At 73.3% G+C, this 24696-nt stretch carries 25 protein-coding genes; 13 read left to right on the plus strand and 12 right to left on the minus strand.

Features of this window, described 5'->3' with window-relative positions; genetic code table 11:
• The first annotated feature begins 43 nt into the window (after window positions 1-43).
• Both NL142_RS05110 and NL142_RS05115 read left to right on the plus strand, forming a co-directional pair.
• Window positions 44-493, plus strand: a complete 450-nt coding sequence (locus tag NL142_RS05110; RefSeq protein ID WP_012037670.1) for a PTS sugar transporter subunit IIA — start codon at window positions 44-46, stop codon at window positions 491-493.
• The gene (locus NL142_RS05115; RefSeq protein WP_012037671.1) at window positions 490-762 is read left to right on the plus strand and encodes a PTS sugar transporter subunit IIB; all 273 of its coding nucleotides are present in this window, start codon (window positions 490-492) and stop codon (window positions 760-762) included. The genes NL142_RS05110 and NL142_RS05115 overlap by 4 nt, the downstream gene beginning before the upstream one ends.
• Here the strand turns inward: NL142_RS05115 and NL142_RS05120 are convergent.
• The 4 genes from NL142_RS05120 to NL142_RS05135 form a co-directional block, all read right to left on the minus strand.
• Window positions 711-1721, minus strand: a complete 1011-nt coding sequence (locus tag NL142_RS05120) for a hypothetical protein (RefSeq protein WP_435081224.1) — start codon at window positions 1719-1721, stop codon at window positions 711-713. The two genes, NL142_RS05115 and NL142_RS05120, sit on opposite strands and share 52 nt — an antisense overlap.
• Window positions 1718-2344 (minus strand): MerR family transcriptional regulator, encoded by a 627-nt coding sequence (locus NL142_RS05125; RefSeq protein ID WP_435081225.1) that lies wholly within the window; start codon window positions 2342-2344, stop codon window positions 1718-1720. The genes NL142_RS05120 and NL142_RS05125 overlap by 4 nt, the downstream gene beginning before the upstream one ends.
• Window positions 2345-2433: 89 nt before the next feature.
• The gene (locus NL142_RS05130; RefSeq protein WP_435081226.1) at window positions 2434-4137 is read right to left on the minus strand and encodes a phospho-sugar mutase; all 1704 of its coding nucleotides are present in this window, start codon (window positions 4135-4137) and stop codon (window positions 2434-2436) included.
• On the minus strand, window positions 4134-4961 hold the full coding sequence (locus tag NL142_RS05135) for a purine-nucleoside phosphorylase (RefSeq protein WP_194683064.1): 828 nt from the start codon (window positions 4959-4961) through the stop codon (window positions 4134-4136). Before NL142_RS05135 ends, NL142_RS05130 begins: the two co-directional genes overlap by 4 nt.
• 90 nt (window positions 4962-5051) lie before the next feature.
• Here NL142_RS05135 and NL142_RS05140 point away from each other — a divergent pair, with 90 nt between their 5' ends.
• The gene (locus NL142_RS05140; RefSeq protein WP_435081227.1) at window positions 5052-6494 is read left to right on the plus strand and encodes an NAD(P)H-quinone dehydrogenase; all 1443 of its coding nucleotides are present in this window, start codon (window positions 5052-5054) and stop codon (window positions 6492-6494) included.
• Window positions 6495-6574: 80 nt separating this feature from the next.
• Here NL142_RS05140 and NL142_RS05145 read toward each other — a convergent pair whose 3' ends face one another.
• Complete coding sequence (locus NL142_RS05145; protein ID WP_435081228.1) at window positions 6575-8344, minus strand: acetyl/propionyl/methylcrotonyl-CoA carboxylase subunit alpha; 1770 nt, start codon at window positions 8342-8344, stop codon at window positions 6575-6577.
• Between the two features lie 122 nt (window positions 8345-8466).
• On the opposite strand from NL142_RS05145, the gene NL142_RS05150 reads away from it, so the two are divergent.
• Complete coding sequence (locus NL142_RS05150) at window positions 8467-8994, plus strand: hypothetical protein (protein ID WP_194683062.1); 528 nt, start codon at window positions 8467-8469, stop codon at window positions 8992-8994.
• 21 nt (window positions 8995-9015) lie between these two features.
• Here NL142_RS05150 and NL142_RS05155 read toward each other — a convergent pair whose 3' ends face one another.
• Window positions 9016-9687, minus strand: a complete 672-nt coding sequence (locus NL142_RS05155; RefSeq protein ID WP_435081229.1) for a Maf family protein — start codon at window positions 9685-9687, stop codon at window positions 9016-9018.
• A 124-nt stretch (window positions 9688-9811) separates the two neighbouring features.
• Here NL142_RS05155 and NL142_RS05160 point away from each other — a divergent pair, with 124 nt between their 5' ends.
• The 4 genes from NL142_RS05160 to NL142_RS05175 all read left to right on the plus strand — a co-directional run bounded on the left by NL142_RS05160 (window position 9812) and on the right by NL142_RS05175 (window position 14217).
• On the plus strand, window positions 9812-11059 hold the full coding sequence (locus NL142_RS05160; protein ID WP_435081230.1) for a class I SAM-dependent RNA methyltransferase: 1248 nt from the start codon (window positions 9812-9814) through the stop codon (window positions 11057-11059).
• A 98-nt stretch (window positions 11060-11157) separates the two neighbouring features.
• On the plus strand, window positions 11158-11862 hold the full coding sequence (locus NL142_RS05165) for a response regulator transcription factor (protein WP_194683060.1): 705 nt from the start codon (window positions 11158-11160) through the stop codon (window positions 11860-11862).
• A 34-nt stretch (window positions 11863-11896) separates the two neighbouring features.
• On the plus strand, window positions 11897-13198 hold the full coding sequence (locus NL142_RS05170; RefSeq protein ID WP_308726676.1) for a sensor histidine kinase: 1302 nt from the start codon (window positions 11897-11899) through the stop codon (window positions 13196-13198).
• Window positions 13195-14217: a DUF8320 family protein gene (locus NL142_RS05175; protein WP_435081231.1), complete on the plus strand. Its 1023-nt coding sequence runs from the start codon at window positions 13195-13197 to the stop codon at window positions 14215-14217. Before NL142_RS05170 ends, NL142_RS05175 begins: the two co-directional genes overlap by 4 nt.
• A 286-nt stretch (window positions 14218-14503) precedes the next feature.
• Here the strand turns inward: NL142_RS05175 and NL142_RS05180 are convergent, their stop codons facing one another.
• Together NL142_RS05180 and NL142_RS05185 are read right to left on the minus strand one after the other, a co-directional pair.
• The gene (locus NL142_RS05180) at window positions 14504-14737 is read right to left on the minus strand and encodes an acyl-CoA carboxylase subunit epsilon (RefSeq protein WP_194683057.1); all 234 of its coding nucleotides are present in this window, start codon (window positions 14735-14737) and stop codon (window positions 14504-14506) included.
• Entirely contained in the window at window positions 14734-16305 is a 1572-nt protein-coding gene (locus NL142_RS05185) for an acyl-CoA carboxylase subunit beta (protein WP_194683353.1), read from the minus strand. Before NL142_RS05185 ends, NL142_RS05180 begins: the two co-directional genes overlap by 4 nt.
• Before the next feature lie 149 nt (window positions 16306-16454).
• On the opposite strand from NL142_RS05185, the gene NL142_RS05190 reads away from it, so the two are divergent.
• Both NL142_RS05190 and NL142_RS05195 read left to right on the plus strand, forming a co-directional pair.
• Window positions 16455-17237: a biotin--[acetyl-CoA-carboxylase] ligase gene (locus NL142_RS05190; RefSeq protein WP_435081232.1), complete on the plus strand. Its 783-nt coding sequence runs from the start codon at window positions 16455-16457 to the stop codon at window positions 17235-17237.
• 3 nt (window positions 17238-17240) lie between these two features.
• Window positions 17241-18035, plus strand: coding sequence for a PH domain-containing protein (locus NL142_RS05195; protein WP_435081233.1), 795 nt, complete (start codon window positions 17241-17243; stop codon window positions 18033-18035).
• A gap of 19 nt (window positions 18036-18054) precedes the next feature.
• Here the strand turns inward: NL142_RS05195 and NL142_RS05200 are convergent, their stop codons facing one another.
• The gene (locus NL142_RS05200; protein ID WP_435081234.1) at window positions 18055-18573 is read right to left on the minus strand and encodes a GtrA family protein; all 519 of its coding nucleotides are present in this window, start codon (window positions 18571-18573) and stop codon (window positions 18055-18057) included.
• 40 nt (window positions 18574-18613) lie between these two features.
• On the opposite strand from NL142_RS05200, the gene NL142_RS05205 reads away from it, so the two are divergent.
• Genes NL142_RS05205 through NL142_RS05215 form a run of 3 tightly spaced genes read left to right on the plus strand, consistent with a single transcriptional unit; the run spans window position 18614 to window position 21762 of the window.
• A complete protein-coding gene (locus NL142_RS05205; RefSeq protein WP_435081235.1) occupies window positions 18614-19837 on the plus strand; it encodes a 5-(carboxyamino)imidazole ribonucleotide synthase in 1224 nt (407 codons plus the stop codon).
• A gap of 54 nt (window positions 19838-19891) precedes the next feature.
• Window positions 19892-20416 (plus strand): 5-(carboxyamino)imidazole ribonucleotide mutase, encoded by a 525-nt coding sequence (purE, locus tag NL142_RS05210; RefSeq protein WP_435081236.1) that lies wholly within the window; start codon window positions 19892-19894, stop codon window positions 20414-20416.
• Window positions 20413-21762 carry an LCP family protein gene (locus tag NL142_RS05215; RefSeq protein ID WP_435081237.1) on the plus strand — a complete coding sequence of 450 codons (1350 nt, stop codon included), beginning with the start codon at window positions 20413-20415 and terminating at the stop codon, window positions 21760-21762. Before purE ends, NL142_RS05215 begins: the two co-directional genes overlap by 4 nt.
• A gap of 15 nt (window positions 21763-21777) precedes the next feature.
• Here NL142_RS05215 and NL142_RS05220 read toward each other — a convergent pair whose 3' ends face one another.
• From NL142_RS05220 to NL142_RS05230, 3 genes are all read right to left on the minus strand, one after another.
• Entirely contained in the window at window positions 21778-22917 is a 1140-nt protein-coding gene (locus tag NL142_RS05220) for a glycosyltransferase family 4 protein (RefSeq protein WP_194683050.1), read from the minus strand.
• A gap of 91 nt (window positions 22918-23008) precedes the next feature.
• Window positions 23009-23755 (minus strand): ABC transporter ATP-binding protein, encoded by a 747-nt coding sequence (locus NL142_RS05225; protein ID WP_012037693.1) that lies wholly within the window; start codon window positions 23753-23755, stop codon window positions 23009-23011.
• The gene (locus NL142_RS05230; RefSeq protein WP_119372236.1) at window positions 23739-24608 is read right to left on the minus strand and encodes an ABC transporter permease; all 870 of its coding nucleotides are present in this window, start codon (window positions 24606-24608) and stop codon (window positions 23739-23741) included. Before NL142_RS05230 ends, NL142_RS05225 begins: the two co-directional genes overlap by 17 nt.
• Window positions 24609-24696 lie beyond the last annotated feature (88 nt).

Raw genomic sequence — 24696 nt, forward strand, 5'->3', positions numbered from 1 at the left:
TCGACCCGTCCCGCTCGCCGCTTCGACAGAGAGGTCGCACCCCGTGCTCCCACCGCTCCCGGACGACGCCGTCACCCTCGGCGCCGACGCCGCCGACTGGCGCGCTGCCGTGCGCCTCGTCGGCGACGCGCTCGTGCGATCGGGGGCGGCCACCGCGGAGTACGGCGAGGCCATGATCCGCGTGGTCGAGGAGTTCGGCGCCTACGTCGTCATCGCCCCGGGGCTCGCGCTCGCGCACGCCCGGCCCGGTCCGGAGACGCTCGCGGACGGCCTCGCGGTCGTCACCCTCACCGAGCCGGTGGCGTTCGGGCACGCGCACAACGACCCCGTCGACGTCATCGTCGGCCTCGCGGTCACGACGGTCGACCGGCACGTCTCGTCGGTCGCCGACATGGCCAACATCTTCAACGACGCCACCGCCATCCCGCGGCTGCGCGCCGCCACCACCGTCGACGAGGTCCGGCGCATCATGGCCGGCGAGGAGAGCGCATGAAGGTCGTCGCGATCTGCGGCGTGGGGATCGGCACGTCCGGCATCCTCAAGGTCAACGCGGAGCGGGCGCTCGCGCGCCTCGGCATCGAGGCGGACGTGACCGCGGCCGACCTCGCGAGCGTCGCCTCCCTCGGCGAGGACGCGCAGGTGATCCTCACGTCGCCGGAGCTCGTGGACCGCATCGGGCAGACGTACGCCGATGTGGTGGTGATCGAGAACTACTTCGACCTCGAGGAGATCTCCGCCAAGCTCGACGCCGCGCTGGGCTGATCCGCCCCTGCGGGAGCCGATGCCGCATCCGCCGTCGAGGTGGGGACCCGGTCGCCGCGGGCGATCACGATCCCGGCCGCGAGGAGCGAGGCTCCGGCGATCGCCGCTCCGGCCGCGATGACAGCGGGCGACGGGCCGGTGATCGACTGCCCCGCGAGCGCCTGGGCGGTGACGAGCGCCACCACCGCGAGGTACGCGATGGCCGCGATCGCCGTCAGCCGCACGCGCACCCGGTCGGGCGCCAGCGCCGGGATCCGCCGCGCCGCGAGCCCGAGGAGCAGTGCCGCGACGGGCAGCAGCTGCAGCGCGTGCATCCCGACGAAGTGGGGGATCCGCAGGTCGCCCGATGTGGTGCTCCAGCCGAGCACGGGGAGCCCGGGACCGCCGTCCGCCGCGCCCACGGTGTGCGCGCCGGCCACGCCGTGGAAGTCGGCGAGCTGCGCCGCGGTGGGCGAGGTCATGAGGTACGCGAGGCCGATGCCGACCAGCGCGATGAGGGCGCCGGCCCGGATCCCGAGCGTCAGCGCCGGGTCGGGCAGCCGCAGGCGCAGCACGGCCAGGCTCGTGAGGAAGGCGCACAGGTACAGCACGGTGACGGAGGCCGCCATGACGCCCCAGAGGGCGGTCGCCAGCGGGGTCGTGACGTTGAAGTGGCTCGTCGTCCCGGCGGCCGCCGCGCCCACGATGACCGCCTGCTCGATCACGAGCGCCACCGCGACCACGGTCCCCACGACGAGGGCCTGCCGCCGGAAGCGCGGGAGCCGCGCGATGAGCCACGCCCACGAGACGGCGTAGACGAGGATCGACAGCGAGAACTTGGCCGGCTTGTCCCAGACGGGCGCGCCCGTCACGACGCGGTCGTCGACCAGGCCGCCCACGAGGCACGCCGCCGCGACGACGGCCATGAGCGCGGCGACCGCCATGAGGGGCCGGTGCCAGCCGAACGCGCGGCGGATCACGCCGCGGCCTCCTTCGGCATCGCGATGGTGGCCTGCGCGATCCGCCGGAGCCCTGCTGCCAGCTCGTCGCCGAGCACGGTGCCGACGACCATGAGCTCGGCCATCGCCGTGCGATCGGGCCGGGCGCTGACCCCGGCGAGGTCGGCCTCGGCCTGCACGCCCGCCGCCTCGACGTAGCGCGCGAGGTAGGCGTCCTCCACCGGGTGCCCGGACCGGGCGAAGGCGTCGACCGCCCGCGCTGCCTGCGCACGGCCGGCGTGCCCGTCCAGGACGCACCAGCCGGCCTCCTCCGTGACCGCGTCGATGCGGGCGAGCGCGTCGGACGCGGGCGGCTCCGTCGCCGGCGGGCCGGGCGTGAGGGCGTCCTGCGCGACCGCGAAGACGTCCTGCACGCGGCGGTCGTCGTCGTCGAGCACGGCCAGGACCTCGCGGGCCCGGGCGACGGGCAGCCGGCCTACGTCGATGAGCGCGCGGATCAGCCGGATCCGCCGCGCGTGCTCGTCGTCGTAGTCGGTGCGGTTGCCGCCGATGCGGGTGCCCGCGGGCAGCAGGCCCTCGCGGACGTAGTACTTGACGGTGGCCGGCGGGACCCCCGTGGTCTCGGCCAGCTCGGTGATGCGCATGCCGCCAGGCTAGCGCACTGATAGCAGCACTACCAGTGGACGTCGCGCAGCGATCCGCGGACCGCCGGACGGCCCGCGGATCCCCCGCGTCAGACCTCGAGCAGGAGCGGGACGGCCTGCGCGAGGTCGGCCACGACGGCGCGCGCGGCGTCACGGCGCTCGGCCACGGTGCCCTCGGTGCTCTGCGCGTCGAGGTAGACCTTGATCTTCGGCTCCGTGCCGCTCGGACGCACGATGAGCCGCGCGCCGTCGCCGAGGTGGAAGCGGAGCACGTCGCTCGGCGGCAGGTCGGCCGTCCCCTCGGCGAGGTCGTCCATGCGCTCGACGCGACGGGATCCGATCGACGTCGGCGGCGACTGCCTGAGCTTCGCCATGATGCGCGGGATGACGGCGAGGTCGGTGACGCGCACGGAGATCTGGTCGCTCGCGAAGGAGCCGAACCGCTCGGCGAACTCGCGGTCGTAGTCGTCGATGGTCTGCCCGCGCGACTTGAGCAGCATCACGCCGTGGAGCACGGCGACGGCCGCGGAGATGCCGTCCTTGTCGCTCGTGATCCAGGGGGCGACCAGGTAGCCGAGCGCCTCCTCGTAGCCGTAGATCAGATCCGGCACGCGGCTGATCCACTTGAAGCCCGTGAGCGTCTCGCGGTAGCCGAAGCCCAGCTCCCGGGCGACGACCTCGAGCGCGGGGGAGGAGACGAGGGACGAGGCGAACGTGCCCGTGTTGCCGTCGGCGGCGTAGCGCTCGGCGATGCCCAGCCCGAGCAGCATGCCGACCTCGTTGCCCGAGAGACGCCGCCAGGCGCCGTGCTCGTCCGCGATGGCGACCGCGAGCCGGTCGGCGTCGGGGTCGTTGGCGATGATGAGCTCGGCGTCGGACCGCACGGCCGCCTCGAACGCGAGGTCGAGCGCGCCCGGCTCCTCCGGGTTCGGGAAGTCGACCGTGGGGAAGTCGGGGTCGGGATCCGCCTGCGCGGCGACGACGACGGGCGCGTCGACGCCGACCGCGTCGAACACGCGCGCCGCGGTCTCCCACCCGACGCCGTGCAGCGGCGTGTAGACCCACTTCAGGGGGGCGAGCGGCGCGGCGAACAGGTCGGCGGTCTCCGCGACGTAGGAGTCGATCAGCGTCTCGGGCGCGATCTCGAAGTCGTCCGCCACCGGCAGCTGCTGCACGGTGCGCTCGCCCGCGGCCTTGTGGATGAAGGCCGCGATGTCGCGGTCGGCCGGGCTGACGATCTGCGCGCCGTGGTCCTCGTCGCCGAGGTAGACCTTGTAGCCGTTGTCGCGCGCCGGGTTGTGCGACGCCGTGACCATGACGCCCGCGCTCACGGCGAGGTGCTTCACCGCGTACGCGAGGACGGGCGTGGGCAGGGCCCGGGGGAGCAGCACCGTGCGGACGCCTGCACCGGCCATGATCCGCGCGGTGTCCTCGGCGAAGACCCGCGAGTTGTGGCGCCCGTCGTAGCCGATGACGATGCTGGGCCGAGGGCTGCGGCTGCGGAGGTAGTCGGCGAAGCCGGCGGCGGCCTGCGAGACGAGCACGCGGTTCATCCGGTTCGGGCCTGCGCCCAGCTCGCCGCGGAGCCCTGCGGTGCCGAACTGGAGGCGCGTCTGGAAGCGGTCGCGGATCCCGGCGGCCGCCTGCTCCCGGTCGGCCGCGGAGGCCCCGGCGGCGGTGCCGTCGACGAGGGCGAGCAGCTCGTCGACCTCGGCGCGGGTGACGGGATCCGGGTCCTGCGCCTGCCAGGCGCGCGCGGCCGCGACCAGCGCCGCGGTCTCCTCCCGGCTCACAGGGCGCCCACGATGCGCGCGAGCATGCCGCCGATGCGGCCCTCGGCGGCGCGGCCGGCCTCGATGACCTCCTCGTGGCTGAGCGGGGTCTTCTGGATCCCGGCCGCGAGGTTCGTGATGAGCGACATGCCGAGCACCTCCATGCCCGCCTCGCGCGCGGCGATGGCCTCGAGGGCGGTGGACATGCCGACGATGTGGCCGCCGATCGCCTTCGCCATCTGCACCTCGGCCGGCGTCTCGTAGTGCGGGCCGCGGAACTGGCAGTAGACGCCCTCGTCGAGGTCGGGCTCGACCTCGTGGGCGATCGCCCGGAGCCTCGCCGAGTAGAGGTCGGTGAGGTCGATGAAGGTCGCGCCCTCGAGCGGGGAGTCGGCGGTGAGGTTGATGTGGTCGCTGATGAGGACGGGCGTGCCCGGGGTCCAGTGCTCCTTGATGCCGCCCGCGCCGTTGGTGAGGATCATGGTGGTGGCGCCGGTCGCGGCGGCGGTGCGCACGCTGTGCACGACCCGGCGGACGCCGTGGCCCTCGTAGTAGTGGGTCCGCGCGCCGATGACGAGGGCGCGGCGGCCGGACGGCAGCAGGACGCTGCGGAGCGAGCCGACGTGGCCCTCGAGCGCGGGCTTCGAGAAGCCGACGACCTCCGTCGCGGGGATCGTCGCGGTGGTCTCGCCGATGAGGTCCGCCGCCTTCCCCCATCCGCTGCCGAGCGTGAGGGCGATGTCGTGGCGCTCGACGCCCGTGAGCTCGGCGATCTGCCCGGCCGCCTGCCGCGCGATCTCCTGGGGGTCGGCGTCGGGCGACTCGAGGGGGTTGCTGTACGTCATCCCCCGATCCTAAATGCGCGGGCGCGGGCGGCCCCGGCCGCCACGACGGCCGGGTTCGCGCGGGCCGCGGGCCTGCGGGATGATGTGCGCATGGGATACGAGTTCGAGGCCAACCAGCGGATCGCCGTCCTCGGAGGGGGTCCCGGCGGCTACGAGGCCGCCATCGCCGGAGCGCAGCTCGGCGCGGAGGTGACGCTGGTGGAGCGCGTGGGCGTCGGCGGCTCGGCCGTGATGACAGACGTCGTCCCCTCGAAGACCCTCATCGCCACCGCGGAGGCCACCAACGCGCTCGGCGAGGCCGCCGACCTCGGCGTCCAGTTCTTCTCCCGCGGCGAGGCGACCCGTCGGCCCGTGCGCCCCGAGGTCGCGGTCAACCTCCAGGCCGTCAACGACCGCCTGCTCCGGCTCGCGCGTCAGCAGTCCGAGGACATGAAGTCGAGCCTCATCCGCGCCGGCGTCCGCATCGTGCAGGGCGAGGGCCGGCTCGACGGGCCGAACCGCATCATCGTCTCCACCGGGCGCGGGGGCGGCCGAGGCACCGACTTCGACGAGATCGACGCGGACACCACGGTCATCTCCACGGGCGCGAGCCCGCGCATCCTCGACACCGCGAAGCCCGACGGGGAGCGGATCCTCACCTGGACGCAGCTGTACACGATGGACTGCGTGCCCGAGCACCTCATCGTCGTGGGATCCGGCGTCACGGGCGCCGAGTTCGCCTCGGCCTACACGGCGCTCGGCGCCAAGGTCACGCTCATCTCCTCCCGTGACCAGGTGCTGCCGGGCGAGGACGCCGACGCGGCCCGCGTGATCGAGGACGTCTTCACGCGCAACGGCATGACCGTGCTCTCGAAGTCGCGCGCCGAGTCGGTCGTGCGCCAGGGCGACGGCGTGGTCGCGACGCTCAGCGACGGCCGCGTCGTCGAGGGCAGCCACTGCCTCATGGCGGTCGGATCCGTGCCCAACACCGCGGGGATCGGCCTCGAGGAGGCGGGCGTGCAGATGAGCGACTCCGGCCACATCCGCGTCAACCGCGTCGCGCGCACCTCGGTGCCGAGCGTCTACGCGGCGGGGGACTGCACCACGTTCCTTCCGCTCGCCTCGGTCGCGTCGATGCAGGGCCGCACGGCCGTCTACCACGCGATGGGCGATGCGGTCAGCCCCACCGAGCTCCGCAACGTGACCTCGAACATCTTCACGCAGCCGGAGATCGCGACGGTCGGCTGGTCGCAGAAGCAGATCGAGGAGGGGCTCGCGCAGGGCGACATCTACAAGCTGCCGCTCGCGTCCAACCCCCGCGCGAAGATGCAGAACGTGAAGGACGGCTTCGTGAAGCTGTTCGCGCGCACCGGCTCGGGCACGGTCATCGGCGGCGTCATCGTCGCCCCCAAGGCGAGCGAGCTGATCTTCCCGCTCGCCCTCGCGGTCGAGCACCGGCTCACGGTGGACGACGTCGCCCGCGCGTTCACGGTCTACCCGTCGCTGTCGGGCAGCATCTCCGACGCGGCGCGCGCCATGCACATCGTCCTCTGACGCGTCGGCCGCACCGCGCGGCCCGCACGCGACGACGGCCGGCCCCCGAGGGGACCGGCCGTCGTCGCGTGGTGCGCGGGTCAGACGATGTCGAGCAGGCGGTGCCCCGACGGGACGGTCTGGCCGACCTCGGCGGCGATCCCGGAGACGGTGCCCGCGGTGTGCGCCGTGAGCGGCTGCTCCATCTTCATCGCCTCGAGGACGACGAGGAGGTCGCCCTTGACGACCTGCTGGCCCTCCTCGACCGCGAGCTTGACGACGGTCGCCTGCATGGGCGAGGTGACGGATCCGCCGCCCGAGGTGTCGACGGAGCCGGCCTGCTTGCGCCGGGCCGGGGCCGCCGCCGCGCGTCGGGACGAGGACGCGCCCGCGGCGGGCGCGAGGTCCTCGGGGAGGCTCACCTCGATGCGCTTGCCGCCGACCTCGACCACGACCGTGTGCCGGGCGGGCGCCTCGGCGGCGTCCTCGAGGGCGCCGGACCAGGGCTCGATGGTGTTGTCGAAGTCCGTCTCGATCCAGCGCGTGTAGACGGAGAAGGGCGCGCCGTCCGCCGGGGCGAAGGCCGCGTCGCGCACGATCGCGCGGTGGAAGGGGAGCACGGTCGGCAGGCCCTGCACCTCGAACTCGTCGAGGGCGCGGCGCGAGCGCTCGAGGGCGTCCTCGCGGCTGGATCCCGTGACGATGAGCTTCGCGAGCAGCGAGTCGAACGCGCCCGAGATCACGTCGCCCGCGCGCACGCCGGAGTCGACGCGGACGCCGGGGCCGCCGGGCGCCTGGAACACGTGCACGGGGCCGGGCGCGGGGAAGAAGCCGCGGCCCGGGTCCTCGCCGTTGATCCGGAACTCGAACGAGTGGCCGCGCGGCGCCGGGTCGTCGTAGTCGATGAGGCCGCCCGCGGCGATGCGGAACTGCTCGCGCACGAGGTCGATGCCCGTGACCTCCTCGGAGACCGGGTGCTCGACCTGGAGGCGGGTGTTGACCTCGAGGAAGGAGATGGTGCCGTCCTGCGCGACGAGGAACTCGCACGTGCCGGCGCCGACGTAGCCGACCTCGCGGAGGATCGCCTTGGACGCGGCGTAGAGCTGCGCGTTCTGCTCGTCGGTGAGGAACGGCGCGGGCGCCTCCTCCACGAGCTTCTGGTGGCGGCGCTGCAGCGAGCAGTCGCGCGTGGAGATCACGACGACGTTCCCGGCCGAGTCGGCGAGGCACTGGGTCTCGACGTGCCGCGGGCGGTCGAGGTACTTCTCGACGAAGCACTCGCCGCGGCCGAACGCCGCGACGGCCTCGCGGGTGGCGGACTCGAACAGCTCCGGCACCTCCTCGCGGGTGCGGGCGACCTTGAGGCCGCGGCCGCCGCCGCCGAACGCCGCCTTGATGGCGACGGGCAGCCCGTGCACGTCGACGAAGTCGAGCACCTCGTCCGCCCCGGACACGGGGTTGAGCGTGCCGGGGGCGAGCGGTGCGCCGACTCGCTCGGCGACGTGGCGGGCAGTGGTCTTGTCGCCGAGCTGCTGGATGGCGCTCGGTGAGGGGCCGATCCACGTGAGCCCGGCGTCGATGACCTGCTGGGCGAAGTCGGCGTTCTCGGCGAGGAACCCGTAGCCCGGGTGCACGGCGTCGGCGCCGGAGCGGCGGGCGATGGAGAGGAGCTTGGCGATGACGAGGTAGGTGTCGGCGCTCGTCTGCCCGTCGAGGGCGTATGCCTCGTCGGCGAGCGTGACGTGCAGGGCGTCGCGGTCCTGGTCGGCGTAGACGGCGACCGAGCCGATCCCCGCATCCCTCGCCGCCCGGATGATGCGGACGGCGATCTCGCCCCGGTTGGCGATGAGGACCTTGTTCACACGCGTCATGAGACCCCAGCCTAGGGTGCGTGCTGCGCCCGGCTTCGGAGGGTCCGCACAAACATGAGGGGCTGCCGGGTAGGCGCGCCCACAACGGGCCGGTCGCGTCGCGCCCCTGGCATGATCGACGCATGACCGCACCCGGCACCGGCGACGACGACGCGCGAGCGGCCGCGGCCGACCTCCGGGAGCTGCTGAGGGCCACGGTCGGCGAGCTGCAGGCCCGCCGCGCGCCCGACGAGGCGCTCGCCGAGGTGCGCGCCAAGCGCTCGTTCGGGCCGATCAAGCGGCAGCCGGCCATGGTGCCGGTGGGTCGCGCCTGGCGGCTCGGCGTCCTGCTGCTCTCGGCCGACGGATCCCTGCGTCGCACCGGCAGCATCACTCGCGCCGTGGAGCCCACGCGCTCCCAGGGCCTGGACTCGGGGGTCGAGGCGCGCAAGGAGGCGAGGCGCCAGGCCGTCCGCGCCTTCGAGGAGGGCGACGCGGTCGACTACGACTGGGAGCCGATCGCGCTCGACGCGGCGTCGCTCGCGCGCGGATCCGGGCCCCTGTCCCTGCGCGGCCGCGAGCTCCGCGTGCAGTGGGGGCCGGCCGCGCACGAGACGCGGGCGCTCGACGCGTACCTCGCCGACCGCATCGAGGTCCTCGGGATGGGCTGACGCCCGCCGGCGGCTCGCCGCTCAGACGAGCCGCGCCTCCACGGCGCCCTGACGGTTCCAGAGGTCCGTCCACTCCGCGCCGAGCTCCCGGACGAGCCCGCGGAGGGTGGGCAGCGAGAGGCCGACGACCGTGCTCGGGTCTCCCTGGATCCGCTCGATGAAGGCGGCGCCCAGGCTGTCGATGGTGAACGACCCGGCGACGAGCAGCGGCTCGCCCGTCGCGACGTAGGCGTCGATCTCCGCGTCGGTGATGTCGGCGCGGAAGCGCACGTCCGCGACGGCCGCTCGCCCGATGCCGCGCACGATGCGGCCTTCGGCCACCTCGATCAGCCAGTGCCCGGAGTGCAGCCGCCCCTCCCGGCCGCGCTGCGCCCGCCAGCGCTCGGTGGCGCGCTCCACGGTGTGCGGCTTGCCGTGCACGACGCCGTCGATCTCGAAGGCCGAGTCGCCGCCGAGCACGAGGCCCGTGATCGGCGCACCCGCGACGAGCTGGCCGACGACCGCCTCGGCCTTGGCGCGCGCGAGCAGCTGCACCATGTCCTCGGGGCCGAGCGGGCCCTGGCCCGCCTCGGCCGCCGCGACGGCCGCGGGCTCGTCGACGTCGGACGGCATCACGACGGGCTCGATGCCGGCGGAGCGCAGGAGGGCCAGGCGGGCGGGGGACGTGGAGGCGAGGTGGAGGCGCGTGGTCACGCCGACATGGTGGCACGCGCGTCGGGGCGTCCGTGCGTCCCGGCGATGCTCCCGCGTGTGTCAGGGTTGCGGTCCGCTGTCGCCTGTGTGTTCGTGCCGCCTCCGCGTGTGTCAGGGTTGCGGGATGGGTGAGCAGGTGGGCCGCGAGGTCGAGGTGGACGTGACGAACATGGCGCACGGAGGGGTCTCCGTGGCCAGGCACGACGGCCGGGTGATCTTCGTCTCGGACGCGATCCCCGGCGAGCGGGTGCGGGCGCGCATCACCGAGGACTCGAAGAAGTCGTTCTGGCGCGCCGACACGGTCGAGGTGCTCGACGCGTCGCCGCACCGCCGCCCGCACGTCTGGGCCGAGGCCTCCGTCGACCGCGCCCCCGAGGACCGCGTCGGCGGCGCCGAGCTCGGCCACATCAGCCTCGCCCACCAGCGCGAGCTCAAGCGGCAGGTCGTGGTCGACTCGCTCTCCCGCATGGCGCACGTCGACATGGACGTCGAGGTGCAGGCGCTCCCCGGCGACGACGAGTCCGACGGGCTCGGCTGGCGCACGCGCGTCAGCCTGCACGTGGCCGACGACGGCCTGGTGGGCCCGTACGCCTCGCGCTCGCACCGGGTGATCCCCGTCGAGACGCTCCCGCTCGCCACCGCCGGCGTCAACGGCGCCGCGCCCTTCGGGCAGCGCTTCCCCGGCGTCGAGGGGATCGACCTCGTCGCCCCCTCCGACGGCCACGTGCGCATGCTGCTCATCGACGGCAAGCCGCAGCGCCGCGACACCATCACCGAGCGCGTCCACGACCGCGAGTTCAAGCTGGAGGCCGGCGGCTTCTGGCAGGTGCACCGCCGGGCCGCCGAGACGCTGTACGACGCCGTCCAGTCCTCCATCGACGAGGCCCTCTTCGACCCGCGCGCCGCGAACCTCGACCTCTACGGCGGGGTCGGCCTGCTGGCCGCGGCCGTGGGCGACCGCTTCGGCGACACCGTGCGGATCACGAGCGTGGAGAGCGACGAGGTCGCCACCGAGTTCGCCGGCGACAACCTGGCGCAGTGGGTGGGCGCCGCGTCCCTCACGTCGCGCGTCGACCGCTACCTGCAGAACCTCGTCCGCGAGGCGAGCCCCGCCGAGCGCCGTCGCCTGCAGGCGGCGACCGTCGTGCTCGACCCGCCGCGCGCGGGCGCGAAGAAGCCCGTCGTCGACGCGCTCGCCGAGCTGCGCCCGGCGCAGGTCGTCTACGTGGCGTGCGATCCCGTCGCGCTGGCCCGCGACGTGGCGCTGTTCGCCGAGCGCGGCTACGAGCTCCGCTCGGTGCGTTCGTTCGACCTCTTCCCGCACACCCACCACGTCGAGAGCGTGGCCGTGCTGGTGCCCGCGGCCTCCTGACCGGGGCATCCGTCGCCGAGAGGACGCGGCGGGCGGGCGATACAGTGGGCGAGGCGACCGTCGGAGCTCGACGGCACCACGCGACGAGGGGGATCCGGATGACCGAGACCACGCAGGGATCCGATCAGGTGACCGAAGCCCGTCCGCCCGTCCGCGTCGCCGTCGTCGACGACCACGAGTCGGTGCGGCTCGGCCTCAAGGCCGCGTGCCTCGACGCCGGGTTCGAGTTCATCCTCGCGGCCGCGAACGCCCGCGAGCTCGTCGAGGGCCTGGTCGGCCGGGAGTGCGACGTGGTCGTGCTCGACCTCTCGCTGGGGGACGGCTCCTCCGTCACCGACAACGTCAAGGCCGCGCAGGGAACGGGTGCCGCGGTCCTCGTCCACAGCATCGCCGACCGCGTCGCGAGCGTCCGCGAGGCGCTCGCCGCCGGCGCCGCCGGGGTGATCCCCAAGTCGTCGGCCACGCAGACCGTCATGGCGGCCGTCGCCACCGTCGCGCGCGGCGACGTGCTCAACAACCTGGAGTGGGCGACCGCCATCGACGCGGACCGCGACTTCGCGAAGGCCCAGCTCGGCCGGCGCGAGCGCGACGTGCTCCACCTGTACGCCTCCGGCCTGCCGCTGAAGCTCGTCGCGCAGCAGCTCGGCATCGCGAACAGCACGGCTCGCGAGTACCTCGACCGGATCCGCGTGAAGTACGTCGAGGTCGGCCGCCCCGCCCCCACCAAGGTCGACCTGCTCCGCCGCGCCGTGGAGGACGGCATCCTCCCGGGACTGGACCAGGACGGCGGCGATGGCCGCTAGGCCTCCGGCCAGCGCGCCGCGCTCCGCGGCTCCCGTGACGCGCGCCCTCGCCGGCGCCCCGCCGCGGACCCCCGACAACCCCATCAGCCTCGCCCGGATCGAGACGATCCTCGGCCGCGGCGCCAGCGCGTTCGGCCTCCTCTTCGCCCTGCAGTCGCTGCAGGTCATCAACGGCCAGCTGGACGCCATGCGCCCGGCCTGGAGCATCGCCTTCCTCGTGGTGTTCTTCGGCAGCCTCGTCTGGACCTGCGTCGCCGGCGTGATCCGTCGCGGGGTCGTGCCCGCGCACGCGACCGTCGCCCTGGTCTTCGTCCTCGCGCTCGCCACGTGGCCGTTCGCGATCGTCCCCGAGACCCTCTCGATCGTCCCGCAGCCGTTCCTCTACCAGGAGCTCACGGTCGCGACCACGTGCGCCGCGATGGCGTTCCGCCTCTGGATCGCCGTGATCTACACGGTCGCCGTGCCGCTCGGGCTCGGCTTCCTCGAGGTGGCGCTGCGCCACGGCGTGATCACGCCGCTCGACTCGTTCCTGCAGGTCCTCTACTCGATCATCCTCGGCGGCTCGGTCCTGATGATCGTCACGGTGCTCCGCCAGGCGGCCCTCGGGGTCGACTGGGCCCAGGGCACCGCGCTGACGCGCTACTCGCACGCGGTGCGCCAGCACGCCACGGAGGTGGAGCGCGTGCAGGTCGACGCGATCGTGCACGACAGCGTGCTCACCACGCTGCTCTCGGCGGCGCGCACCGCGGATCCGGCGGCCCGCACGCTCGCCGCCACGATGGCCGCGAACGCGATGGGTCACCTGGCCGCGGCCGAGCAGGGCACGGACGACGACGCCTCGGTGCCCCTGCGCGCCGTCGCGAAGCGCATCGTCGACGCCGCCTCCGCGCTCTCCGCGCCCTTCGTCCTCGAGACGCGCGACCTCGGCGCGCGCACGGTCCCGGTGGCCACGGCCGAGGCCATCTACTCCGCGGCGGTGCAGGCGATGATGAACAGCCTCCAGCACGCCGGCACCTCGGCCGAGACCATCACCCGGATGCTCGTCATCTCCGGCCACGGCGACGAGGGCGTGGCGATCGACGTCGTCGACGACGGCGTCGGCTTCGACCAGCGCCGCATCCCCACGGAGCGCCTGGGGCTCCGCGTGTCCATCAAGGAGCGCGTGGCGCAGGCCGGCGGGCTCGTCACCATCGACTCGGCGCCGGGGGAGGGCACGGCCGTGCGGATCCGCTGGCCCGCCCCGGCCGACGCCGCCGCGCCCGAGGCACCCCTCCTCCCCGGGGACCTCGACGCGTCTCCGACCGAGCGCCCGGATCGCGAGAGGGGCGACCGGTGATCGTCGTCCCGCGCTCGATCGTGCTGGGCCTCGCCGCCCTCTTCTCCGCGTACCACGTGGTGCTCGCGCTCGTCGCGATCACCGCCCCCGCGGATCCGGCCGTCACGCTCGTCGCCGTGGCGCTCTACCTCGTCGCCACGCTCATGAGCCTGTGGCCCACGAGCCCCACGGTCATGCCCGTCTGGCTCGCGTCCTTCAACCTCGCCGTCGCGACGGTCGTGCCGGTCCTGGTGACGAGTCAGCTCTCGCCCGGACCGCTCGCGCCCTTCACGACCTGGCACGTCGCCGCCGTCGGCACCCTGATGACCATCACGTCCGCCCGCCGTCGGCAGGGCTTCGCCTGGGCGGGCATCGTCATCCTGGCGGTGCAGACCGTGCTCTGGGGCGGGCCGGCCGGGCTCGTCGCATACGGCGTCACGGGCAGCGCGCTGTGGGTGGCCGTCTCGCACGTCCTCGCGCACGCCCTCGCCAAGGCCGCGCGCGACGCCCGGCAGTTCCACCGCGCCGAGCGCGAGGCGGCCGACTGGCAGGCGGCGCAGGAGGCGCACCTCTACGAGCGCCAGTTCCGGCTCCGCCAGACGAGCAGGATGGCCGTCCCCATGCTCCGCCGCATCGTGGAGACGGGCGGCGACCTGTCCCCGGAGGAGCGGCAGGAGTGCCTCTACCTGGAGGGCGCGATCCGCGACGAGATCCGCGGCCGCACGCTCCTCAACGACGCCGTCCGCGAGCAGGTCATGCTGGCCCGGCGCCGCGGCACGGTCGTCACGCTCCTCGACGAGGGCGGGATCGACGACCTCGACGACGCCACGCGCGACGTGGTGCTCGACCGGCTCGCCGAGGCCGTGCGGGACACGCGGGCGGACAAGATCATCGCCCGGACGGTGCCCGAGGGATCCGACACCGCGATCACCGTCGTCGGCCTGAGCGTGGCGGGCGACGGCAGCGCGAGCCTCCTGGGCAGCGACGACCTCGACGACGAGGTCGACCTGTGGCTGGAGATCCCGCGCCCGCGCACCTGAGTGGGCCGACCTCGCCCGCGTGACCGGTCGGTGATGCTGAGAGGCGCGGGGGCCGGTGCCTGCACCGTCCGCCCCCGCGCCTCTCCGGTCATCCCGATGACCCGAGCATCGGGATGATCCGCCCCCCGGCGTCGTCTGCTCACCACAGATGGACGACGCCGTGTTGACTGACCCGCGATGCGGGCCCCCCAGCACGACGAGTCTCACGCAGCGGGAGGGACCGGCCAAGTCGTCATTTGGGAGGACACGGCGTGCGGCGCACGCACCCCGCGGTCCGGGCGACGGGTCAGCCGGAGAAGCCGCGCCAGCGACCGGGACCCGGCACCAGCGTGCCGCGGACGCTGCGCTGCGATCGCTGCCACGCGTCCGGAGCGCGGCGCGCGGGCTGCTCGGCGGCGGGCTGCGCCGCGAGCGCCGCGATGACCGCCGTGGCGGCGGCGAGCTCCTCCTCGGTGGGGGATCCGCCGAGGACGCGGAAGCCCCCGAGGGGGGCATCCGCCGACGCGTGCACGTCGCTCACAGCGGGATGTTCCCGTGCTTCTTGGGCGGCAGGCTCGCGCGCTTGGTGCGCAGCGCCCGCAGGGCCTTGACGACCGACGCGCGCGTTGCCGCCGGCTGGATGACGTTGTCGAGCTCGCCGCGCTCCGCCGCGAGGAACGGGCTCGCGACGTTGTACGTGTACTCGTTCGCGAGCCGGGTGCGCACGGCGGCGACGTCCTCGCCGGCCTGCTCGGCGCCCTTGATCTCGCCGCGGTAGAGGATGTTCACGGCGCCCTGGCCGCCCATCACCGCGATCTCGGCCGTCGGCCACGCGAGGTTGATGTCGGCGCCCAGCTGCTTGGATCCCATGACGATGTACGCGCCGCCGTACGCCTTGCGCGTGATGACGGTGACGAGCGGCACGGTCGCCTCCGCGTAGGCGTACAGCAGCTTCGCCCCGCGACGGATGACGCCCGTCCACTCCTGCTCGGTGCCGGGCAGGTACCCGGGCACGTCGACGAGCGTGAGGATCGGGATGGAGAACGCGTCGCAGAACCGCACGAAGCGGCTGGCCTTCTCGCCCGCCTCGATGTTGAGCGTGCCCGCCATCGCGTTCGGCTGGTTGGCGACGATGCCGACGGAGCGGCCCTCGACGCGCGCGAACCCGACGATGATGTTGGGCGCGAACAGCGGCTGCGTCTCCAGGAACTCGCCGTCGTCGACGACGAGCTCGATGATCGTCTTCATGTCGTACGGCTGGTTCGGGCTGTCCGGGATGATCGTGTCGAGCTTGCTGTCCTGCGCCGTGATCTCGAGGTCGGCGGTGCGCGGGAACTCCGGCAGCTCGGCGAGGTTGTTGTCCGGCAGGAACCCGAGGAGCGTTCGCGCGTAGTCGAGCGCGTCGTCCTCGTCGCTCGCGAGGTAGTGCGCGACGCCCGAGACCTTGTTGTGGGTCAGCGCCCCGCCGAGCTCCTCGAAGCCGACCTCCTCGCCCGTGACGGTCTTGATGACGTCGGGGCCGGTGACGAACATGTGGCTGGTCTTGTCGACCATGATCACGAAGTCGGTGAGCGCGGGGGAGTACACGGCGCCGCCTGCGGCCGGGCCCATGATCAGCGAGATCTGCGGGATCACGCCCGACGCGCGCGTGTTGAGGCGGAAGATCTCGCCGTACTTTCCGAGCGCGACCACGCCCTCCTGGATGCGGGCGCCGCCCGAGTCGAGGATGCCGATGATGGGGACGCCCGTCTTGATGGCGAGCTCCATGACCTTGATGATCTTCTCGCCCGCGACCTCGCCGAGGGATCCGCCGAAGATCGTGAAGTCCTGCGAGTAGACGGCGACCTGGCGGCCGTTGATGGTGCCCGTGCCGGTGACGACGGAGTCGCCGTACGGCCGCTTGGCGTCCATGCCGAACGCGTGCGTGCGGTGGCGGACGAACTCGTCGAGCTCGACGAACGACCCGTGGTCGAGCAGCTGGTCGATGCGCTCGCGGGCGGTCATCTTGCCGCGCGCGTGCTGCTTCTCGATGGCGGCCTCGCCGCTCGCGGTGACGGCCTCGTGGTAGCGCCTCTTCAGGTCGGCGAGCTTGCCTGCGGTCGTGTACATGTCCGGGGCGCCGGCGTCCTCGTCTGGCTCGTGTGCAGTCACCCGCCTCACTGTACCGGCGGGTGCGCGCCCCGCTCTTGTGGACCACGCACAGAAGACGGCGGGTCCGGGGTGCGATCACCTCCTGATCCGCTCGGTACGGTGACGACATGGACCTCCCCCTCAGCCGCCTCGCCGCCCCGCGCCTCCTCGCCCTGGACTCGATCGGCTCGACCAACGACGAGCTCTCCCGGCGGGCGACCGCGGATCCGGCCGCGTGGCCGGACGGATCCGTCGTGCTCACCCTCGACCAGACCGCGGGGCGCGGCCGCCGTGGCCGCGTCTGGGTGGCGCCGCCCGGGCGGACCCTCGCGGTCAGCGTGCTCTGCGTCCCCGGGCGCGCGGACCTCGACCCCGGCTGGCTGCCGCTCGTGGCGGGCCTCGCGCTCGTCGCGACCCTGCGCGACCTCGTGCCCGCACCGGCCGACGTGACGCTCAAGTGGCCGAACGACGTGCACGTGGACGGCCGGAAGGTCTCCGGGATCCTCGGCGAGCTGGTCGCGCCCGGCCGCGTGCTGGTGGGCACGGGCCTCAACCTCACGCTCGAGGAGGCCGAGCTGCCGACGCCCACCTCCACGTCCCTGCGGCTGGCGGGCGTGCCGGACCCGGACGTGGACGCGATCCTGGCCGCCTACCTCCGGGCGTTCCGCACCCGGTACCTGGCCTGGGTGGACGCCGACGGCGACGCGCGCGCGGCCGGGCTCGTCGACGAGCTGGCCTGCACGTGCGCCACGATCGGCCGCGACGTCCGCGTCGAGCTGCCGGGCGGCGGCGAGCTCCTCGGGCGCGCCACCGGGGTCGACGACGACGGGCGGCTCACCGTCGAGTCCGCCGCGGATCGGGCCGTCACGTCTGTCGCCGCGGGCGACGTGACGCATCTGCGGTATCAATGAGGCATGGCGCACACGGGTGACACGCAGCGGTACGCACCCGGAGAGGGCGGGCGGGCGCTCCCCGTCCGCGGCGGCCGCAGGGCCCGTCGCAAGGCCGAGAAGGAGGAGCGCCGTCGCTTCGCCGAGGACGAGGCGGGCCGCCTCACCTCGTCGCATGACGTGGATCCGCGCCTCGGCCGCCCCGCTGCCCCGCCCGCGAGGCCGCAGCAGCAGGTGGTCGCCGCCGACCCCGAGCGCGTGCTCGTCCGCCTCCGACCGCACGGCCGCGCCCTCACGCTGCCGGTGGTGCTGCTGCTCGCGATCTGCCTCACGGGCGGGTACTTCGGCAGCTGGTTCCCGGAGCCGTGGGAGAACGCGCTGCTGCTCGTGTCGCTCGCCGGCGTCGCGGTGTTCGTCACGCTGCTGCCCGTGCTGGTCTGGTTGAACCGCCGGTACACGGTCACGACCAGGCGCCTCATCGTGTCGCACGGGTTCTTCGTGCGCACCCGTCAGGAGCTGCTGCACTCGCGCGGCTACGACGTGACCCTCAGGCGCGGCCCGCTGCAGCACCTGCACCGCAGCGGCCACGTCACCATCAACGCCGGCCTCGAGTCGCCCGTCGTGCTCCGGGACGTCCCGTCCGCGGTGCTCGTCGTCCAGGCGCTGCAGGACCTCATGGAGGAGAACGCGAACATGGTGGCCGAGCGCCGCCGCCAGGAGGAGTCGCGCCGCGGGCGGCCCGGCGACCCGGCCTGGCGGCAGCAGGACGAGCCCCGCTCGGTGTGGCCGGACGACACGCAGCCCTGGCAGCGCGGCTGACCGGTCGCAGGTCGGGCGCCTAGGAGACCGCGACCCGGTCCGCGTCGTCCGTGCGCGCGGCCCCGGACGCGGCGGGGACCTGCGGTGCCGCATGGCGCCGGGCCGGGGAGTAGACCCACTGGCGGTAGAGCACGAAGCGCACCGCGGATCCGAGCCCCAGGCCGATGACGTTGGCGGAGACGTTGTCCGCGAGCGGCGACGTGAGCCCCAGCACGTAGTGCGAGACGTACAGGCACGCGAGCCCGATGACCATGCCGAGCAGGCTCACCGCCAGGAACTCGAGCGCCTCCCGGCCGCGGCGCGTGGTGCGCTGCTTGCCGAAGGTCCAGTAGCGGTTGCCCACCCAGTTGACGCCGATGGCGACGACGGTGGAGGCGACCTTGGCGAGCAGCGGCCCGGCCTCGACGGCGTCGGGGTGGAAGACGGTGGCGCGCAGCAGGTTGAAGACCGCGAGGTCGACGAGGAAGCCCGCGCCGCCGACGAGCCCGAACTGCGCGATCTGCACGCCGAGCGAGGCGAGGGAGCGACGGGGGGACATGGGCGGGGTCCGTCCTGGATGGGGGAGGATGTCGGGTGGCGTGACGGACGATGTTACCGGCTGGTCCCGCCCACCGACCGTCCCGAGGCCGCCCGCAGGCGCCCGCGGGCCCACGCACCTGCACCAGGAGGACACCATGACGCCCACCGTCGGAGTCGTCGGAGGCGGCCAGCTCGCCCGGATGATGATCGCCCCCGCCGTCGAGCTCGGCATCGGGATCCGCGTGCTCGCCGAGGCCGACGGCATGTCCGCCGGGCTCGCCGCCACGGCGATCGGCGACTACCGCGATCTCGACGTCGTCCGCGCCTTCGCCCGGGACGTCGACGTGATCACGTTCGACCACGAGCACGTGCCGCAGCACGTCCTCCGCGCGCTCGTCGCCGAGGGCGTCGCGGTGCACCCGGGGCCGGACGCCCTGCTCGTCGCGCAGGACAAGCTGCTCATGCGCGAGCGGCTCGAGCAGCTGGGCGTCCCGGTGCCGATCTGGGCGCGCGTCGCCGACCGGGAGGCGCTCGCCGCCTTCCTCGCCGACAACGGCGGGGTCGCGGTCGTGAAGACGCCGCGCGGCGGATACGACGGCAAGGGCGTGCGGGTGGTGCGCGCAGCCGACGAGGCGGGCGACTGGTTCGACGCGCTCGGCGCGGGCGACGCGCTGCTCGCGGAGGAGCTCGTCGACTACGCGCGCGAGCTCGCGCAGTCCGTCGCCCGCCGGCCGTCGGGCGACATCGCTGCGTGGCCCGTCGTCGAGTCGATCCAGCGCGACGGCGTGTGCGCCGAGGTCATCGCGCCCGCGCACGGCGCGAGCCCCCGGCTCCGCGAGGCGGCGGAGGCGATGGCACGCGGGATCGCGGAGGGGCTCGGCGTCACGGGGGTCCTCGCGGTCGAGCTGTTCGAGACCGTCGACGGGCGCCTGCTCGTCAACGAGCTGGCCATGCGCCCGCACAACACCGGGCACTGGTCGATGGACGGCGCGGTCACCGGCCAGTTCGAGCAGCACCTGCGGGCGGTGCTCGACCTCCCGCTCGGATCCACCCGGCCGCTCGCGCCGTGGTCGGTCATGATCAACGTGCTGGGCGGGCCGGAGACCGGCACCGTCGCCGACCGATACCCGCGGGCGCTCGCCGACCAGCCCGAGGCGCGCTTCCACTTCTACGGCAAGGACCCGCGCCCCGGCCGCAAGGTCGGGCACGTGACGGTGGTCGGCGACGACCTCGACGAGACCGCGTACCGGGCGCGCGCGGCCGCGGCGTTCTTCCGGGGCTGACCGCGCGCGGGCGGGCTGCGTGGCGCGGCGGGCGCGCAGGACCGGGCACCTAGCATGGAGCCCGTGAATCCCGACACCCCTGCACTCGTCGGCCTCGTCATGGGCTCCGACTCCGACTGGAACGTGATGGAGAAGGCGTCCCTCGCGCTCGACGCCCTGGGCATCGCCCACGAGGTCGAGGTGCTCTCCGCGCATCGCACGCCCGAGCGCATGATCGCGTACGGGCAGACCGCGCGCGAGCGGGGGATCCGCGTGATCGTCGCCGGCGCGGGCGGTGCCGCCCACCTCCCCGGCATGATCGCCTCCGTCACCACACTGCCGGTCATCGGCGTGCCCGTGCCCCTGTCGACCCTCGACGGCATGGACTCCCTGCTGTCGATCGTGCAGATGCCCGCGGGCGTGCCCGTGGCCACCGTGTCCATCGGCGGAGCGGAGAACGCGGGGCTCCTCGCCGCGCGCATCCTCTCCACCTCCGACGACCGCATCGCGGACGCCCTCGCGCGCCACCGCGCCGAGCTCGCCGAGCTCGTGGAGCGGAAGAACGCCGCCCTGCAGCAGAAGGTGTCGTCGCGCACGTGAGCCTGACGCAGCCCATCCGGCACCCGGACAGCCGGTCGCCGCGCATCATGACCACCCGGGCCTGGTGGCTCGTGGTGCTGAACGTCCTCATCCCCGGATCCGCCCAGATCCTCGCGGGGAACCGCCGCCTCGGCCGCGTCGGCCTCGCCTCCTCGCTCGCCGTGTGGGCGCTCGCCGTCGTGGTCGGCGGCCTCGCGCTGTTCGCGCGCGGTGCGCTCATCCAGGTCGTGTCCCAGGAGTGGCTGCTCGTGGTGCTGCAGGCGCTGCTGGCGGCGTACGCCGTGCTGTGGGTCGTGCTCTCGCTCGACACCCTGCGGCTCGCGCGCATCGTCCGCGTCGCGCCCCGGGCCCGCCCAGTCATCGCGGCGCTGTCGGTGCTGCTCCTGGTCGGCACGGCCGGATCCGCGGGCTACGCCGCCTACATCGTCGGCGTCGGCCGCGGCGCCCTGGGCGGGATCTTCGGCGACTACGCCACCGAGGCCCCCGTCGACGGCCGGTACAACATCATGCTGCTCGGCGGCGACGCGGGCAGCGACCGCGCGGGCCTGCGCCCCGACAGCATCACCGTGGTCAGCATCGACGCCGACACCGGGCGCGCCACCATGGTCGGCCTGCCGCGCGACATGGAGAAGGTGCCCTTCTCCGACGGCTCGCCCCTCCAGAAGCGCTACCCGAACGGCTACCAGCGCTGCGACGTGGACGCATGCATGCTCAACTCCATCTACACCGAGGTCGAGGTCTACAAGCAGGACCTCTACCCCGACGCGAAGGAGAAGGGCAGCCTCCCCGGCATCGAGGCGATGCGCGAGGCCGTGCAGGGCGTCACGGGGCTCACGATCCAGTACTACGCGCTCATCGACATGCAGGGCTTCTCCGAGATGGTCGACGCGCTCGGCGGCATCGACATCGACGTGAAGCGCCGCATCGGCATGGGCTCAGGGCACGACGACAAGTTCCGGCCGGTGCCCATCCCCGAGTGGATCGAGCCCGGCGAGCAGAAGCTCGACGGCTACCACGCGCTCTGGTACGCGCGATCCCGCTACCAGACGACGGACTACGACCGCATGTCGCGCCAGCGCGAGGTGCAGCAGGCGGTGCTCAAGCAGTTCGATCCGGCCAACGTGCTCACCAAGTTCGACGCGATCGCCCAGGCCGGCCAGCAGGTGGTCAAGACCGACATCCCGCGCGGCATGCTCGGCTACTTCACGCAGCTCGCGCTGAAGACGAAGGACCAGCCCATCGACGACCTGGAGATCGTGCCGCCGAGGTTCGACTCGCAGAAGCCCGACTTCCCGGCCATCCGCCAGGCGATCCAGCAGCAGTTCGCGAACGGCTCCGCGGGCTGATCCCGGGACGCGCGCCTACAGGTCGGCGTGCAGCTGCCAGACCTTCTCGGCGGAGTCGCGCCAGCTGAACGCGCGGGCGCGGTCCTGTCCGACGACGGCCAGGCGCTCGCGCGCCGCAGTGTCGGACAGCAGGCCGCCGATGGCCTCGGCGAGGCGCAGGGGGTAGCCGTCGGGATCCTCTCGCGGCACCACGACGCCCGCGTCGGCCGCGACCTCGAGGAGCGCGGGCGCGTCCGAGTGCACGACGGGCGTGCCGAAGGACAGCGCCTCCACGACCGGCAGGCCGAAGCCCTCCGACAGGCTGGGGTGCACGAAGACCGTGGCGCGGTCGAGCGCGACGGCCAGGTCGGCGTCCGTGAGGGATCCGAGGCTGCGCACGCGCGACGGGTCGACGCCCGCCTCGTCCGCCACCTGCGCGAGCTCGACGTCGCCCCACGTCGCGGGGCCGACGATGAGGAGCGGCAGGTCGCCGGTCTCCGGGCGCACGAGCGCCTGCACGAGCGCCTGGACGCCCTTGCGCGGCTCGAGGCTGCCGACGGTGAGCAGGTACTCGGCGGGCAGGTCGAGCTCGGCGGCGCGGGCGTCGGGATCCTCCGGCAGGGCGATGCGCGGGCTCACGGCCCCGCCGATCACCCGCACCCGGTCGCCCAGGTCGACGTAGCGCGCGAGCTCCTCGGCCAGCGCGTGCGACGGGACCACGACGGCGTCGGCGTGCTTCCGCGCGCGCTTGGCCATGGCCTTCGTCCAGGCGACGGAGGCGCTCGTCATGCTCTCCGGGTGCGTCCACGCGTTGACGTCGTGGATGGTGGCGACGATCTGGTCGTTCGTGTTGACGCGGTCGTGGCGGCGCAGCGGCGCGAGGAGGCCGGGCGCGTGGACCATGCCGGTCGTGCCGGGCGTCGGGAGGCCCAGCTGCCAGGCGCGGGACAGCTCGCGGCGCGGGAGCGGGACGCGCGTGATGCGGGCGAGGCCGGGCAGGCGCCGCTCGAGGTCGGCCGTCTGCTCGGGCGTGACCGCGGAGACGACGCCCTCGACCTCGCATCCGCTCGGCGTCGACGCGACGATGGCCCTCGTCAGGTCCTCGGCGTAGCGGCCGATGCCGCCGGGCGTGGGGCCGGTCAGCTGGTCGATGATCACGCGCAGCGTGGTGGTCACGGTCCTCCATCGCGCGGGTGTCGGGTCGGCCCGCGGGAGGACCATCGTACCGGCGGGCGCCTCGGGGATCCGGGAGGAGCGCCCGGCGGGGTCAGCTCCGGCGCATCCGCTCGACGGCGTCCTTGGACGGGCCGTCGAAGGCGACCTTGCCCGACTGGATGAGGATCCCGCGCTCGCACAGGTCCGACACCATGTCGAGGTCGTGGCTCACGACCACGAGCGTCTTGCCCTGATCGTGCAGCTCGCGGATCTTCGCGAGGCACTTGCGCTGGAACGGCTCGTCGCCCACCGAGAGGATCTCGTCCACCAGGAGGATGTCGACCTCGGTGTGGATCGCGACCGAGAACGCCAGGCGCAGGAACATGCCCGAGGAGTAGTGCTTGACCTCGGTGTCGATGAACTTCTCGATCTCGCTGAACTCGACGATCTGGTCGAAGCGCGCGTCGATCTCGTGCTGCTCCATGCCGAGGATCGCGGCGTTGAGGTAGATGTTCTCGCGACCGGAGAGGTCGGGGTGGAATCCGGCGCCCACCTCGATGAGGCCGGCGATGCGCCCGCGCGCGAGGACCTCGCCGCTGTCGGGCTGGTACACGCCGGAGATGAGCTTGAGGAGCGTCGACTTGCCGGATCCGTTGAACCCCATGAGCGCGACCGACTCGCCGGGGCGCACCTCGAAGCTCACGTCCTCGAGCGCGTCGAAGGTCGAGGCGAGCGGCTTCCGGCGCACGGCCGCGATGACCGTCTCCTTGATGGAGTGCGTGTGGCGGAGGAGGAAGGACTTCCTCACGTTCTCGACGATGATGCGCGGGAGCGCGTCCGACTCAGAGGTCCTGGGCAAAGCGCCCCTCCAGCTTCTTGAAGACGAGCTGCCCGAGCAGGAGGCTCAGGAGCGAGACGCCGAGGGCGATGAACCCGTACATCCAGAGGTTCGGCGGCAGCTCGCCGGTGCCGCCCGTGGTGGGGTACCAGAACGCGGCGTGGAAGAGCTCGACCGCCGCGGTCACGGGGTTGAGCTGGTAGATCACGAGCAGCCAGTCCGGCAGCACCTTCGCGACCTGCGCGTAGGGGTAGAGCACGGGCGAGGCCCACACGACGACCATCACGATGAGCTCGACGAAGTTCTGCGAGTCGCGGAAGGACACGTTGGCGGCGCCGAACAGCATGCCGAGGCCGATGGCCAGCGTGCCGATGATGGCGACGGCCAGGAAGATCCCCAGCACCTGCACGGGCGTGGGCGCCCAGCCGACGAGGAGGCAGACGATGAGCAGGATGACGAGCTGCGGCAGGAAGTTGACCAGCGCCACGAACGTGCTCGACACCGGGAACAGCTCCCGCGGGAGGTAGATCTTCTTGATCAGCGCCCCGTTGTCCACGAGCGACTTCGTGGAGTTGGAGAACGCCTCCGTGTAGAAGTTGATGAGGATGATGCCCGAGAACAGGTAGACGGGGTAGTTCACCTGGTTGCGGTTCAGCTGCAGGAAGACGCCCATCGCCACGAAGAAGACCGCGAACTGGGCGGCCGGCTTCACGTACGACCAGAGCCAGCCGAGCACGGACCCGCGGTACCTGACCTGCACCTCCTTCTTCACGAGGAGGGAGAGGAGGTAGCGGCGGCGGTACACGTCGAGGAGCCCCGCGCCCGTGCCGGGCCTCGAGAACTCCCGCGACTGGGTGCTCGTCATGCTCGACACGTCGGTGGTGCCCTTCGGACTGCGTGGGGCTCGCGCGTGGCGCGGAGCGGAGGGGATCAGGCGTCCGGGATCGGACCGGACACGAGTG

It is taken from the genome of Clavibacter quasicaliforniensis (assembly GCF_051201715.1).
In the GTDB taxonomy this organism is placed as follows: domain Bacteria; phylum Actinomycetota; class Actinomycetes; order Actinomycetales; family Microbacteriaceae; genus Clavibacter; species Clavibacter seminis.